This window comes from Rhizobium ruizarguesonis (genome assembly GCF_012349115.1).
GTDB lineage: Bacteria > Pseudomonadota > Alphaproteobacteria > Rhizobiales > Rhizobiaceae > Rhizobium > Rhizobium ruizarguesonis.
Window position 1 is genome coordinate 109,334 of the sequence record NZ_PQIG01000065.1, and the last position, 13,068, is coordinate 122,401.

The 13,068-nt window shown below is 59.5% G+C and carries 14 protein-coding genes; 10 read left to right on the forward strand and 4 right to left on the reverse strand.

Going from position 1 to position 13,068, the window contains the following annotated elements:
- The 3 genes from C3Y91_RS08620 to C3Y91_RS08630 all read left to right on the forward strand — a co-directional run bounded on the left by C3Y91_RS08620 (position 1) and on the right by C3Y91_RS08630 (position 4,017).
- Positions 1-864 carry a serine hydrolase gene (locus tag C3Y91_RS08620; protein ID WP_018071203.1) on the forward strand — a complete coding sequence of 288 codons (864 nt, stop codon included), beginning with the start codon at positions 1-3 and terminating at the stop codon, positions 862-864.
- 25 nt (positions 865-889) lie between these two features.
- Complete coding sequence (locus C3Y91_RS08625) at positions 890-2,434, forward strand: ABC transporter substrate-binding protein (RefSeq protein ID WP_130665903.1); 1,545 nt, start codon at positions 890-892, stop codon at positions 2,432-2,434.
- Between the two features lie 134 nt (positions 2,435-2,568).
- Entirely contained in the window at positions 2,569-4,017 is a 1,449-nt protein-coding gene (locus C3Y91_RS08630) for a M20 family metallopeptidase (protein ID WP_168575249.1), read from the forward strand.
- Positions 4,018-4,187: 170 nt separating this feature from the next.
- Here the strand turns inward: C3Y91_RS08630 and C3Y91_RS08635 are convergent, their stop codons facing one another.
- A complete protein-coding gene (locus C3Y91_RS08635; protein ID WP_130665905.1) occupies positions 4,188-4,628 on the reverse strand; it encodes a DMT family transporter in 441 nt (146 codons plus the stop codon).
- On the reverse strand, positions 4,625-5,110 hold the full coding sequence (locus C3Y91_RS08640) for a DMT family transporter (protein ID WP_131618550.1): 486 nt from the start codon (positions 5,108-5,110) through the stop codon (positions 4,625-4,627). Before C3Y91_RS08640 ends, C3Y91_RS08635 begins: the two co-directional genes overlap by 4 nt.
- A 164-nt stretch (positions 5,111-5,274) precedes the next feature.
- On the opposite strand from C3Y91_RS08640, the gene mug reads away from it, so the two are divergent.
- The 4 genes from mug (at position 5,275) to C3Y91_RS08660 (ending at position 8,850) form a co-directional block, all read left to right on the forward strand.
- Complete coding sequence (gene mug / locus C3Y91_RS08645) at positions 5,275-5,817, forward strand: G/U mismatch-specific DNA glycosylase (protein WP_246780184.1); 543 nt, start codon at positions 5,275-5,277, stop codon at positions 5,815-5,817.
- A gap of 52 nt (positions 5,818-5,869) precedes the next feature.
- Positions 5,870-7,630 (forward strand): MOSC and FAD-binding oxidoreductase domain-containing protein, encoded by a 1,761-nt coding sequence (locus C3Y91_RS08650; protein ID WP_168575251.1) that lies wholly within the window; start codon positions 5,870-5,872, stop codon positions 7,628-7,630.
- Positions 7,631-7,725: 95 nt separating this feature from the next.
- Positions 7,726-8,538 (forward strand): pirin family protein, encoded by an 813-nt coding sequence (locus C3Y91_RS08655; RefSeq protein ID WP_168575252.1) that lies wholly within the window; start codon positions 7,726-7,728, stop codon positions 8,536-8,538.
- A 93-nt stretch (positions 8,539-8,631) separates the two neighbouring features.
- Positions 8,632-8,850: a hypothetical protein gene (locus C3Y91_RS08660; protein WP_003547964.1), complete on the forward strand. Its 219-nt coding sequence runs from the start codon at positions 8,632-8,634 to the stop codon at positions 8,848-8,850.
- Positions 8,851-9,306: 456 nt separating this feature from the next.
- On the opposite strand, the gene C3Y91_RS08665 is transcribed toward C3Y91_RS08660, so the two are convergent.
- Positions 9,307-9,672, reverse strand: coding sequence for a hypothetical protein (locus C3Y91_RS08665; protein WP_024320055.1), 366 nt, complete (start codon positions 9,670-9,672; stop codon positions 9,307-9,309).
- 408 nt (positions 9,673-10,080) lie between these two features.
- Here C3Y91_RS08665 and C3Y91_RS08670 point away from each other — a divergent pair, with 408 nt between their 5' ends.
- Positions 10,081-10,926: an SH3 domain-containing protein gene (locus C3Y91_RS08670; protein ID WP_130665909.1), complete on the forward strand. Its 846-nt coding sequence runs from the start codon at positions 10,081-10,083 to the stop codon at positions 10,924-10,926.
- Between the two features lie 469 nt (positions 10,927-11,395).
- Here C3Y91_RS08670 and C3Y91_RS08675 read toward each other — a convergent pair whose 3' ends face one another.
- A complete protein-coding gene (locus C3Y91_RS08675; RefSeq protein ID WP_281033333.1) occupies positions 11,396-12,181 on the reverse strand; it encodes an NADPH-dependent F420 reductase in 786 nt (261 codons plus the stop codon).
- 55 nt (positions 12,182-12,236) lie between these two features.
- Between C3Y91_RS08675 and C3Y91_RS08680 the strand changes: the two genes are divergently transcribed.
- Together C3Y91_RS08680 and C3Y91_RS37645 are read left to right on the forward strand one after the other, a co-directional pair.
- Entirely contained in the window at positions 12,237-12,614 is a 378-nt protein-coding gene (locus C3Y91_RS08680; RefSeq protein WP_012757092.1) for a winged helix-turn-helix transcriptional regulator, read from the forward strand.
- Between the two features lie 235 nt (positions 12,615-12,849).
- On the forward strand, positions 12,850-13,068 hold a 219-nt coding region (locus C3Y91_RS37645), incomplete at its 3' end, for a hypothetical protein (protein ID WP_210267739.1).

A 13,068-nucleotide genomic window follows, 5' to 3' on the forward strand; every position in this document is an offset into this window, starting at 1 on the left:
ATGACGACGATGATTGAATCCGCAAAGCTCGCGGAGCGATTGAACGCGATCTGCGATACCCAGCCGTTCGTGACGCGCTTCATGGTGCGTGCACTTGGCAGCGGCGAAACGATCGGCAGAGGCGCGGACGAGGAAACCCCTTCCGCCAGCACCCGAAAGACCTCGATCATGATGGCGGCCCTGAAGGCCGCCCATGAAGGCCGCCTGGACCTGGACGAACAGATCACCTACGAAAAACGTTTCGCTGAGGAAGTGGCGAGCGGGATGTTCCGCTATCTGACGCCTGGTATCGTCATATCGCTGCGCGATGCCATCACCGGCATGATGGTGCTGAGCGACAATGTCTGCACCAAGATGGTCTTCGAAAGGCTGACGCTCGAAGAGGTCGACAGCTATTGCAAGTCGATCGGCATGACGGGCACCAACCATCGCTTCCTCATCCCTCCCTTGGCGCTGTCGCCCGATCATTCATTGAAGGCCGTCACCACGACGACGGCGCGGGATCAGGTCTATCTGCTGCAGACCATCCTGGATGCGCAGGATTCGCGGGAAGCCGCAGACCGGCTCGGCTGCTCGCAGGCGCTCAGCGCTTATGCGCTTCAAACCCTGAAGAACCAGATCCTGCGTTATGCCATTCCCTCCCGGCTACCTTTCGGTGTGCTCGTCGCCCACAAGGGCGGCACGGGAAAGCGCGGCCGCATGAATGCCGGTATCGTCTATCGCGAGGGTTCCCCCTTCTACATCATCGCCGCCTATACCGACGAGGTGCCGCAGGAAATGCCGGACGGCACCCCTGGCTACACGGTCGCGCTTGAAACCATCGGCCGGCTTTCGCGCGCCTGCTGGGATGAACTCCGATCCTAACAATCCATAAAAAGAGGGTAGAACAATGCACAAGCTTCTTCTTGCAGGCACCATGTTGATGGCGATGACCGGCTTGGTCGACGCCCGCGACATCGTCGTGGCTCAAAGTTCCGATCTGCGCAGCAACAATCCGGGCGTCAATCGCGACGGCAACACCGATGGCGTCATCCTGCATATCGTCGAGGGGCTCGTCGGCTATGCCAACAACGGCGAGGTCAAGCCGCTGCTGGCAAAGAGTTTTGAAGTCTCGGCCGATGGGCTGAGCTACAGCTTCAAACTGCGTGACGACGTCAAATTCCACAACGGCAAGACATTGACCGCCGATGACGTCGTGTGGAACTGGAACCGTTATCTCAAGCCCGAAACGAAATGGACCTGCCTTCCCGACTTCGACGGCAGCGGCAGCGTGCATGTTACGGGGGTCAAGGCGGTCGATGCTTCCACAGTCACCATCACGCTGGAAAAGCCATCCGCAGTTTTCCTTGGCCTGATGTCGCGCCCCGAATGCGGTTACACCGGGATGATTTCCCCGGAATCGGTCGGCGCGGACGGAAGCTTCGTCAAGCCGATCGGCACCGGTCCCTTCAAATGGGATGAATGGAAGAAGGGCGAGTATATCCATCTCGCCAAGTTCGACGATTATGTCTCGCCAGAGAATGACGGCAAGCCCGACGGCATGGTCGGTTCCAAGCGCCCTCGCGTCGATGGCATCAAGTTCATGGTCATTCCCGATGCTTCGACCGTAAAGGCCGGCCTTCAGTCCGGCGTGCTCGACACCGCCGAGATTTCGCCGGATCTCATTCCCGAATTCAAGACGAGCGACACGATGCAGCTGATCGTGGCGCGCAACAACGGCAAAAACCTCTTCTACATCCAGACGCGCGACAAGGTTCTGAGCAATCCCGGCGTGCGTCGCGCCATGGCGATGGCACTCGATCTCGACCAGCTCGTCGAGGCCGCCTCCAATGGCACCGGCGCAGCCAACGGTTCGATGGTTTCGCAAGACTCGCTCTATTTCGACGATGTCCAGAAGGAGCGTCTGCCCTACGACATCGAGGCCGCGAAGAAAGAGCTTGCGACGGCCGGCTATAAGGGCGAGCCGATTACCATCATCGCCAACAAGCGCAGCAACGTGCCAAGCTTCCCGGCCGCGGTGATGGCGCAGGCCATGATGCAGCAGGCAGGTCTCAATGTGCAGATCGAGGTGCTCGACTATGCGACGCAGGTCGATCGCCGCCGGTCCGGCAACTACCAGATCATCTCGCAATCGGTCGCACCGCGGCTCGATCCGGCGCTGATGTACGGCTTCTATGTCGGTAACAAGGACAAGAACGCTTCTTTGATGTGGGATGACCCGAAGGCCGTCGAGTTGATGAAGGCCGCCTATGCGGAAGCCGACCAGACAAAGCGTCAGGCGATCTTCGACGAGTTTCACACGCTGATGCTCAAGGAAATGCCGGGCATCTTCCTCTATGACATGGTCGATGTCTGGGGCGCGACCAAGAAGCTGAAGGGCCAGCCCGTCTGGCAATCGAATGCCCGTCTTTGGGAAGTTTCGCTCGACAATTGAGCCTGAACTGCCGGGCCCGGTAGGTCGGGCGCCGCCATCCCGCTTCGACAGTCAACAGGAGATCCGGCAGGCAATCCTGCCGGATCCGGTGCAACACGTCCCTGTGGCGGCAGGACAGACAGCGAGGAAATGCCATGAATCTTGACGCGATCGGCTCCATTGCCGCGACGATCGAAAAGATGAAGCCGGATTATATCGCTCTCAGCGACAGTATCTGGGATTTCGCGGAGTTGAAGTTCGAGGAGCGGCGCTCGTCGCAATTGCTAGCTAGGACACTCGAGGAAAACGGCTTTGCCGTGCGCCGCGGCGTCGCAGACATGGAAACGGCCTTCATCGGCGAATCCGGCAGCGGCAAGCCGGTGATTGCTTTCCTCGGCGAATTCGATGCCCTGGCCGGAATGAGCCAGACCGCCGACGTGGTCGAGCCTCTTCCCGAGGCGGCGGGAGCAACCGGTCACGGCTGCGGGCACAATCTGCTTGGCGTCGGGTCGCTGATGGCGGCCGTTGCGCTTGCCGGCCACCTCAAGGCGAACAACCTGCCCGGAACGGTGCGCTATTACGGCTGCCCGGGAGAGGAGGGCGGTTCCGGCAAGACCTTCATGGTTCGCGCCGGCGCATTCGATGACGTCGATGCCGCCCTGACCTGGCATCCGGCTCCGTTCAACGGTGTTCGCTCGACGAACAATCTTGCCGTTCTCGAACATTACTATCGCTTCAGGGGTGTCGCGGCACATGCGGCCAACAGCGCCCATCTCGGCCGTTCGGCGCTCGATGCGGTCGAACTCATGAATGTCGGCGTCAATTTCCTGCGCGAACACATGCCGCAGGATTGTCGCGTTCACTACGCGATCACCGACACCGGCGGCAGGGCCGCCAATGTCGTGCAGGCCAACGCCGAGGTTCTCTATCTGATCAGGGCGCCTGACATGCCGCAGGCACTTGAGCTTGCCGGGCGCGTCGAGAAAGTTGCACGAGGTGCGGCGATGATGACCGAAACCGCGGTCGAGATCGTGTTCGACACCGCCTCGACGAACCTTCTTCCCAACATCACGCTCGAAACGGCGATGCACGAGAATATGGTCGCGCTCGGTCCGATAGCCTTCGACGAGGCCGACATCGCCTTTGCCAGGAAAATCCAGGATACCTTCACGCAGGAAGCGATCAGGAGCAGCATCCGCCTCTACCAGATCAAGGGCGACGTATTCTCCAACGCCAAGGTCGATGGCTCGACGCCCTTGCACACCGGTCTGCGCGATTTCGAGGGACAATCGCATTTCCGGGCCGGATCGACCGACGTCGGCGACGTCAGCTGGGTGACGCCGACCGCGCAATGCTGGGCGCCAGCCTGGGCGATCGGCACCAATCCCCACACCTGGCAGGTCGTCGCGCAGGGAAAGAGCCCGGCCGCGCACAAAGCCATGGCGCATGCGGCCAAGACGCTTGCGACCACGGGTCTCGCATTGATGTCGTCATCCGACCTCCTGGCAGCCGCGACGGCCGAGTGGCGAGAAAAGACCAGCGGCAAAGCCTATACATGCCCGATCCCCGACAATGTGATGCCCGCACCGGTTCACAGCCGGTAGTTCCCGGCCGCCGGGCTTCCCGGCTATTTCCGCTTGTCGGGCGCGTGCATACTGGTCTTGGCCGTTCTTTACGGCGGGGAGCCATTCTCCGCCGTCCATCCGTCCCCTTGCGACCGGCCGCTGAAATTGCCCGGTCAGCGATGGCACCGGAATCGCAGCACGGCGCTTGGCTATTGCGAGCCGCCGGCTTTGCGTCGTCGCCGGCTGACCATCATTCCGCCGACGATGAGAACAATTCCGGTCGCGTTCGCCCAAAATGACGCTGGAACCGCGCTGATATAATCAAACGCCACCCCTGTTACCATCTGGCCACCGATGATCAGCAGAGCCGAATTGACCGCACCTATTCGGGCAATGACCCAACTGCCCGCCGCCACGAAAATAACGCCGATCGAACCACCCAGGTAGGCATACCAAGGCGCCTCGGCAGCGCCCGCAGGAAGCAGGCCCCCGACGACGAGGCCAAGGCAGGTGAGGACAGCAAAGCCTATGGCATGATTCCAGAAGGATGCGATCAGCGGCGTGGTGGATACGCTCAACCGCCCATTGAGCTGACGACTGAGGCCGACGAGCACACCGCCCAGGCAGGCGAGGAGAATGAACACCGTCACGCCGCGCCTCGCCCAAACAGGATGATGAGTGCAGCCCCCGTGACGACCAAGCCGAGCGCGGCGATGTCTCGCATATCCGGACGCCGCTTTGGCAGACCGAATAATCCCCAGCTGTCGGCCGCGACGCTGAAGGCGACCTGGCCTGCCAAACCCAAAGCCAAGGTGCCGGAGAGCCCGAGCGGTGAGTTGACCGCAGTTGAGGTCAGAATAACCGTTGCCGCACCGGATATCCCACCGAAATAGGCCCACCAGGGCGCGTTGGGGGCTTTTTCCACCCTTGGCGTGCGCCGGCGGTGGACCACCAGGAGAAGAATGACGGCTGCGATGATGCCCGTGCCGTGTGCGGTCCAAGATGAGAACAGGGGATTCCCATAACGGGCCAACTCCCCATTGAGGTGCACCATGAACGTCAGGAGCCCACCCGTGGCAAAAGCTCCGATGAAATAGATGGGATGCAAATTACGCGCTGCTTCGGTGGTCATTGTAGATCCCGTCAAAGAATCGATTGCGCCCGATATTTTTCAAATTGCCACTAAGGCCATTCATCGGCATTTTCAGCAAGATGATTAGCACCGTCCGATCGACGCATGGTTGGTGTATTTGACAGGCTAAATTCGAGCGATGTCCCATAATGCAAGATGATGCCATGTCCGCGGAACTCGATGGTCCAGACGCCTCCACGATGCCGAAAGCCGGATTGTCGGAAATCCTCGCTCCTGGTCTCTCCGTTATTTTCTGCGGATTGAATCCGGCTCTGTCCGCAGTTCGCGACGGGCATAATTTCTCGAACCCGAGCAACCGTTTTTGGCGGGTCTTGCATCTGGCTGGATTTACACCGCGTCTGCTGCGGGCCGATGAAGAGCGCGAGCTGCTGCAATATGACTGTGGTCTGACATCCGCGGTTTCACGCCCCACGAAAAGCGCAAGCGAGCTCAAAAGGCAGGATTACCTCAGCGCCGCGCCCATCCTGGAAAACAAGATACGAAAGTTTGCGCCAGCCAATCTGGCCTTCCTTGGAAAGGCGGCATACGCGGCTATCAGTCTTCGAGCCAATGTTGAATGGGGTCGGCAGCCCGAAGAATTTGCCGGCGCCGTCATCTGGCTGTTGCCAAATCCGAGTGGCCTCAACAGAGCCTTCACCTTGACGACATTGACCGAACACTATCTCGAGCTGAGATTGACGTTGTAGCCATCCTCCGTCGATCTCGAAATTGCGGTGATCGTCATTCGGGAGAAATGTCATGGTACACTTGCTTTCGATCAATGTGGGCCTGCCGCGCGACGTCACCTGGCAAGGCAAGATCGTAAACACTGGCATTTGGAAGACGCCGGTCGACGGCCCGCGTATGGTGCGGCGCCTGAACGTGGACGGCGATGGACAAGGCGACCTCGCTGGCCACGGCGGCGAACGCCGCGCAGTCTTTGTCTATCAAATCGATTCCTATCGGTACTGGCAGGAGCAATTGCGCCGAGACGACTTCGTCTACGGGCAGTTCGGCGAGAATTTCACCGTCGATGGCTTACCCGACGCAGAGGTATGCATTGGAGACCGTTACCGGATCGGCGGCGCTTTGTTCGAAGTGACGCAACCGCGCGTCACCTGCTACCGGCTCGGCATACGCATGGACGAGCCGGAGATGGCCGCGCTGGTGGTCAAACACGGTCGGCCTGGTTTCTATTTCCGTGTGCTGGAGGAAGGGGAAGTGCAGGCCGGCGACGAGATCACGAAGGTGGCGTCCGGGCCTGAGGGTATGAGCGTTTTCGAGATCAACGCGCTGCTTTATATGCCGGGTCACCCGCGCGATCAGTTGGAGCGCGCGCTGCGCATCCCGGCGCTGAGCGCAGGCTGGCGTCATTCTTTCGAGGCCCTGCTCAAGCAGGAGCGGAAGGAGGGCGCGACGACAGGAAATGCCGGGCTGACAGCTGCGCCCGGCCTGCCTCCGGCATGGCGCGGGTTCCGCCCGCTGCGTGTGTCGCGCAAGGTGCGCGAAAGCGGCGGCGTGGTTTCCCTCGTGCTCGAACCGGCGGATGGCCAGCCTGTTGCCGTCGCACTCCCCGGGCAGTTCGTGGTGCTGCGGCTCGGACGGGATTCGGCGCCTGCGCTGATGCGCAGCTATTCGCTGTCGGGCGAGCCCAGCGCCACGCATTATCGCGTCAGCGTCAAGCGGGAGGTTCATGGCGCAGCCAGCGGCTACATCGACGACGAGCTGCGGGTTGGCGACATCGTGCAGGCAAGTGCGGCACGCGGCAGTTTCACATTGCAGCCGGGCGATAGGCCGGTTGTTCTGTTGAGTGCCGGGATCGGAGTGACGCCGGTGCTCGCGATGCTTCATGTTTTGGCGGTCGAAGCATCGCACCGCGAAGTCTGGTGGTTATATGGAACCCGCAATGGCCGCGAACATCCGTTTGCCGAGGAGGCGCGCGGTCTGCTCAAGGCGCTCGCTCACCATCACAGCCACATTTGCTACAGCTCTCCCGAGCCCAAGGATCGGCCCGATATCGATTTTGACGCTCGCGGCCATCTGGATGCGCAGGCGCTCAAGTCGCTCAACCTGCCGCGGGATTGTGACGTCTATGTCTGCGGACCATCGAGCTTCATGAGCGATCTGACCCTCGGCCTTGCTGCCTTGGGTATCGCGCCGGATCGCATCCACACCGAGATGTTCGGCGCTGGTCCTGCGATGACCCCCGGCATAGCTGCTTCGCCTCGCCGGCCGCCACATTTGCCGGCAGGGCTTCCAGGCTCGGGGCCGATGGTGTCGTTTGCCCGCACGGGTCTCAATGTACGCTGGGAGCCGACATTCCAGAGCTTGCTCGAACTGGCCGAGGCCTGCGACGTGCCAGTGCGATGGTCGTGCCGAACCGGCGTCTGTCACACTTGCGAGACCGGACTTGTGGAGGGCAGTGTGGGCTACCGGCCGGACCCTGTCGATGCTCCGGCGGATGGCAATGTGCTGATCTGCTGCGCAAAACCTAAGGGCGACATCGTGATTGATTTGTAATGCCTGGACGAACGCGCCGACCGTGATTCTTGCTCATGATGCGCGGCGCGCCAATGGCCTGGTGTCGTCACTGCCTTGCAAGCATGGAGGATGCGATGCTGCTCAAGGGCGAACGAACATTCGTGGTGCGGGATATGGGAGGCTTCGTCGCGCATCTCAACATGCCGGGCTGGTTGAAGCCGAAGCCGACCGATCACGGCCAAGGCCCTCTCGCCATGGTCGTTGAATCCATCCTCGATCCCGGCCGCTTGATCGCCATGCACGAGCACAGGAATGACGAGATTATTTCCTGGGTGCCCGAAGGTGTCATGCGTCACGACGACAAAGCCGCTGGCCGACTGGTGATCGACCGCGATCATCTGATGGTGATGAATGCCGGAAAAAGCTTTTGGCATTCCGAAGAGACGCTGGCATCCGATCCGCCTCTGCGAATGCTGCAGATCCTCGTTCGCCCTTATGCGGTTGATCTCGAGCCGAAGATCCAGCACGGGCCGATGCCAGCTGCCGCGGCAAACGTCTGGCGACACCTGGTCGGGCCGGAAGGGGAGGGCGCGCCCTTCTATGTCCGCAGCGCAATCGACGTCTTCGACATGCGGCTAGACGCGGGCGTACGGGTGGAATTCCCGCAGAAACAAAGCCGAGACCTCTATTTCTATGTCTTTAGCGGTTCCGTTGTCGTCGATAAGCAGACCTTCGCCGAAGGCGAGCAGGGGCTGCATTTATCGGATGACAAGCTCGAAGTAGAGGCGCAGAGTGCAAGCACGTTGGTCGCGTTTCTGCTCGACCCGAACGCATCTATCACCAGGCAGGGGACTGTCGGCGACCACAAGAAGATCCCGCCGGCAATCATCATTCGCGCGTTCCTGCGATGGAAGAAATTTCGCCATATGTGGCGTCGTCATCTTTAGCATCGCCGCTCGAAGACCGAAAAGGCGATATGAATGGAACAAGGATGCCCCTAACGGGTTTCGAACCTTAGCGTTCAATAGGAGGAGCATTTCATGCCTACGGTTGCCGCCACACCCATCACCCCACCAGACCAGCACGTTGTAACAGCGCGCGAAGCCATCGAGCCGCTTTATGAGAAGCTTGAGCTTCAAACGGAATCGCTGGTCCTGTCTGCGGCGCTGGAAGCGGGATGGTCTTCGGATGAGGCAACCGAGGCACTGGCGGCGCTTAGACTGCAGGATGCACTTTCCACCCTTGGACGAACGGCCTGACCGAAAAACCTCCGAGAATAATTGAGTCTCTTTGACAACTCCGACAGATCGGTCGCACGGGCAGATCTACCGTCGGCGACAAGCCAGTTGTGTTGCTACGATGTTGATAATCCAATCAGCTTCAACACGCAGAGCGCGCGATTGGCAAGTTTCCGAACGTTTGGTAGCAGCGCAGGGCTAACCGGATCACAGTAATATCCGCGCACCCAAATGGGCGTAGTGCATCAACTAGTGGTGCATGCCGCAGGCGCTGTCGTCGCTTAGTCCTCACACCGGAACTTAAAACTTTCCCCCAAGACATTGATCCGTTAGTTCAATCATTCCGTTCGGTGATGATTTCACATAACAAGACGAAGGAAATGCAGTTTTCCCAATCGCCACTTACCGAGGTGCTACTGTAACTGTCTCACCATGCCCCCGAACAATTTTGGCCTCACTTGTTTTGTAAGCGGTGACTTAACCGGCAATCTTATGATTCTGATTTGATGCCTGGGGTCTCTCGTTTTGCTGCAGCACGAATACGGCTTCTCCGAAGATCTCCCGTCGCCGCTTTGTCCTGGCGCTCAACGCGCGAGCTTGCTCCGACTTTGTTTGGTCGGTCGCAACCGATGTCTCGTTCTCTACCATGTCTAGGAGGAGGTTGCGCATCACCGCATTTTGCTCCCTCAAGTGCATCACCTCCAGGTTCAGAGGAGATGTGGAAAGCTTTCGTGCAATTGCTCGGTCAAGCATGGCCTGGGCTAGTCGCGCCTTGATAGCATAGGACCTTCCCACGAAAATCGCGCACGCAATGACGAACAGGGCAGGGATGAGGTACAGCACTTCAGGGCTCCGATTGCCAATCTCAGATCGTGATCTTTGGAGCGTATTTCAATATGCCCGCGACGGAAGGTACTGTTGCCTGGCGCTGCCGTTCACTATGCGGCGAGGCGCGCACACAGAGCATGATCTTCGGGTAGCCGCGGGTCTCATCAAGAATACTTGTCCGGGTGGAAAGTTCGCGACGATGACCGAAGAGAATGCGGGTGCGCTTGTGAACAACAAAACCTAGAAGTAATCCAATTATTACGTTCAAACTGCGTTCATCGGCACGGCGCTATAAATCATAACAAGATGAAATGGGTCAGAGACGCCTCGTAAACGGCTGCCAGCGCTTAACTATTTTATAGCCATGGAAGGCGTCCAACAAATTCACGGTGACACTATGGCCGCACCGGCAGGGAGTTGAACGTGAGACACACCCTTCTCAAGATTGCTGCAGCAAGTCTGCTTTTGCTGGCGCCCGCTTTAGCCCAAGCTGCCGAAGGCTATTCGACAGCGAACGTCAACATGCGTGCCGGTCCAAGTACCGGTTATCCCGCGGTTGCCGTTATTCCTGCTGGCGAATCCGTCGAAATCCACGGGTGCCTTGCGGACGTTCCATGGTGCGACGTTGAATTCTATGGTGGCCGTGGCTGGGTTGCTGGTCGCTATGTCCAGGTGCTCTATCAGAGCCGCCGCGTCTATGTCGGCCCGGAATATTATCGCCCACTAGGCATTCCCACGGTGGTCTTCAGCGTTGGCAACTATTGGGACCGCTATTACCGCAACCGCGATTTCTACCGTGACCGGGACCGCTGGCGCCGCGGCCCTGATTTCTACCGCCCGCCGTCGCCCCGCGACGTCGACCGTCGTCTGGATTTGGACAGGCGACCTGATTCTGATCGGCGGCTTGACACTGGCCGGCGCCCCGAATTCGATCGTAGGCCTGACTTTGATCGGGCGCCGGATGACAGTCGCCGCCCGAACGTCAATCGCGACCAGGAACGTCAACCCGCTTTTACGCGCGATCGCGACAATCGCAGGCGGGATGCCGTCGATGACCAGAACCGCCGCCCGCAGTTCGAGCGCCGACCAGATTTCCGCCGCGACGGCAATGACGGTGGCAACCGTGTTCGACGTGACTTTCAGCGTCGGGGCAACGACGGCGACAATAGGCGCGACATCCGGCGCGGAGGCGATCACCGCACGCCGGGTAATGATCGTAGGAGGCCGCGCGGCGCCTGCGATCCAAAGGATTCGAATTGCAACAACTGAATATAGGGGCGGCATTCTTGCCGTCCCTTTTCGGTGAACACCTCGATCGATCGACTCTTCAATTGACGCAGATATTTGGCGATCTTCCACAAAATCCTCGACCATGCGGTATCTTGTCCGTCCGGGCCGTTTGAACTCGACGATCATCACTATGCGCAGCGGCGCCACTTCCCATATGCTGCCGGCTCGCGTCGTCAGGTATTTCCATGAATCGTTCCTAGAAAATCCGGTCTTCCGACCGCAGCCACGTCGTTGGCAAATGCGCATTCAGTTCCAAAGAGTGCGGTTTCGGCTCTGAAGCTGGGTGAGTGAGTGGATGAGATGATTTGCCCAGCAGGCCATGCACGCTACTGAACGATCTAAAGTGTGTTGCACACCCTCAATTTGCAGGATTTGTTGCTTTCCGTCGAACCGTCGATCTGCAACACGATGAAGTCGTGTTGCAGATCGATTAGAGGACGCTGTTGCTTTATTGAAGCGGTGCGAACGAACGGTTCATCGCCACTCTGTCCTCATGGGTCGCGTCCGGTCCTAGCGCTGCCATCTTGCTCTTGAACACTGGCCATCTCGTGGGTGCTTCACCCTCGACCGCAGCATCGAGCGCCTTGCGCATGGTGGGGGCGTCGAAGTCGCAGCAATATCCGGGTGTCAGCGGCTGCTGCCTCCAGGATTCGGCGAGCGATCCACCGTCAACCGGATCGAACCCGACCTCATTCGAGATTGCCATGGCGATCTTCTTCGCGGCGGCGTCGTCTCCTGCGACCGCCACGGCCAAACGACCGGGCGTGCCTTCGGGCTGACCCAGTTCCGCCAGGGAATACGCGAGGATGTTGTTGAAGGCCTTGATGATGGGGCGGCCGATCTGTCTGGAGACCCAGACGCTCTCGACCTCGCCTGCGTCGAGGTCGGCTATCTGCGGGTCGCGTAGGCCCGGATAGTAGTTGCTGGTGTCGATGACCGGAACGTTGGCAGGTAGGTCCTTGAAGAGGTCCTTCGGCAGGTTTTCGATGGCGAGAAGCGGAATTGAAAGGATGACCGCGTCCGCGCCGGAGATCGCCCCCTTCGTGTCCGTCGCAGTGGCTCCGATCTCGTCGGCGAACGGCCTGACGGCGTCGGCTCCCTTCGAGTTCGCCACCCAGACCTCATGTCCCGCTAATGCGAGCTTGCGGGCGAGAGTGCCACCGATGTGGCCAATTCCGATGATGCCGATTTTCATGCTGGTGCTCCTGTTGTGCTGCCTACCAAGATAATGGATACTGCGACTTCAACAAGAACCGACAGATAAGTGGGTTACCCACTAAAAGGTAAGTATGGCGCAGGACCGAGAGTGGAGATGCGGAGACCCGCAGCAGCAGCGCAAGTGGGCGGACGCGACGACGGACGCCCTGCGGGTCCTCGAAGGCAAATGGAAGATCGTCATCATCTGCCAACTATTCGGAGCCAAGGAGGCCCTTCGTTTCTCGGAACTCGAACGACGGTGCGAAGGCGTGAACCAGAAGATGCTCATCCAGCAACTCAAGGAGCTGGAGAAGGACGGGATCGTGACACGTACCGTCTATCCCCAGGTACCGCCAAAGGTGGAGTACGCGCTGACGGAGATGGGCAAGGCCCTGGGGCCGTCCATGGCCGAACTCATCGACTGGGCCTTCATGCGAAGGGAGTGGATGGCGGGCGAACTCACACCGTGAGCCATCGCTAGTTCTCGTCGAACCGGAGCGCCGTGGTTCGCTGCAAGCTCGACGGAGCCGCCAAGAGATATTTCTGTCGGCTCGATGGCTCCAGTCTCGGGTTCAGGACGTCACTCCAGATGGTGGCCCAAAACCGTGGGACACCAAGCGGCCCCACAGCGACAAGCCCGCGTGCAGATGGCGGCAGGGCTGCATTTCTTATATTGATGATCGGCATGGTGACTCGCGTTCCTCAATGAACGCAACCATGCCATCGGTTCGCTTCAACGCAACACCGCAAACCGCAGCATCTCCAGTTTTCCACAGTCGTGCAAAACGCGGTTTCGGGCCAAAACGCAACAGCCAGCAAACCGCCTGGATGTTCCATAAGATAGATTACGCCACTTTTACCTGTAGCCGGGTACATTCTATTTCCAAGTGCGACATGCCAGTAATTTCAATGGCTTCACTTTGG

What these genes read in the sequence shown, in the direction of transcription:
- C3Y91_RS08620 (WP_018071203.1), top strand. Translation starts at nt 1, where the DNA reads ATGACGACGATGATTGAATCCGCAAAGCTCGCGGAGCGATTGAACGCG.
- C3Y91_RS08625 (WP_130665903.1), top strand. Translation starts at nt 890, where the DNA reads ATGCACAAGCTTCTTCTTGCAGGCACCATGTTGATGGCGATGACCGGC.
- C3Y91_RS08630 (WP_168575249.1), top strand. Translation starts at nt 2,569, where the DNA reads ATGAATCTTGACGCGATCGGCTCCATTGCCGCGACGATCGAAAAGATG.
- C3Y91_RS08640 (WP_131618550.1), bottom strand. Translation starts at nt 5,110, where the DNA reads ATGACCACCGAAGCAGCGCGTAATTTGCATCCCATCTATTTCATCGGA.
- mug (WP_246780184.1), top strand. Translation starts at nt 5,275, where the DNA reads ATGTCCGCGGAACTCGATGGTCCAGACGCCTCCACGATGCCGAAAGCC.
- C3Y91_RS08650 (WP_168575251.1), top strand. Translation starts at nt 5,870, where the DNA reads ATGGTACACTTGCTTTCGATCAATGTGGGCCTGCCGCGCGACGTCACC.
- C3Y91_RS08655 (WP_168575252.1), top strand. Translation starts at nt 7,726, where the DNA reads ATGCTGCTCAAGGGCGAACGAACATTCGTGGTGCGGGATATGGGAGGC.
- C3Y91_RS08660 (WP_003547964.1), top strand. Translation starts at nt 8,632, where the DNA reads ATGCCTACGGTTGCCGCCACACCCATCACCCCACCAGACCAGCACGTT.
- C3Y91_RS08680 (WP_012757092.1), top strand. Translation starts at nt 12,237, where the DNA reads ATGGCGCAGGACCGAGAGTGGAGATGCGGAGACCCGCAGCAGCAGCGC.